This window comes from Streptococcus danieliae, from assembly GCF_009767945.1.
Classification (GTDB): Bacteria; Bacillota; Bacilli; order Lactobacillales; family Streptococcaceae; genus Streptococcus; species Streptococcus danieliae.
The window spans coordinates 1-404 of record NZ_WSRS01000218.1; the positions used below are offsets into that span (position 1 = coordinate 1).

Below are 404 nucleotides of genomic sequence, written 5' to 3' on the forward strand. Positions count from 1 at the left end.
TACACTCCTGAAATGAATCCAATCGAGCAGGTGTGGACTGAGATTCGTAAAAGAGGATTCAAAAACAAAGCCTTTAAAACACTTGAGGAAGTGATAGATAAACTACAAGAAGTGATTCAAAATTTGCATTGGTCTGATCTAAAATCTATTGTCCATAGAGAATGGCTTTTTTCAGATTTTGAATTTCAATGAGTATAAATTCTCATCTTCATGATTGGGTAAACTGAGATCCCCGAGACGACTAAGAACAGGGTTTCTTTTAAGTTTAATGAGATAACTTTCTCCACTCTCTTCAATGGAATTGTAGATTTGTGGGGAGGCAAACCCGCTGTCCATGCGGAAAAGTAACCGGTTGAAGCCTTCTAAAATAGGTTGAAGGAACTCTACTGCTCCGTCAGAACAAT

At 37.9% G+C, this 404-nt stretch carries 2 pseudogenes; one reads left to right on the forward strand and one right to left on the reverse strand.

Annotated features, from left to right (window positions below):
- A pseudogene (locus tag E5983_RS09535) lies at nucleotides 1-192 on the forward strand (IS630 family transposase); the annotation flags it as partial.
- Between the two features lie 3 nt (nucleotides 193-195).
- On the opposite strand, the pseudogene E5983_RS09540 reads toward E5983_RS09535, so the two are convergent.
- Nucleotides 196-404, reverse strand: a pseudogene (locus E5983_RS09540) (IS1380 family transposase); the annotation flags it as partial.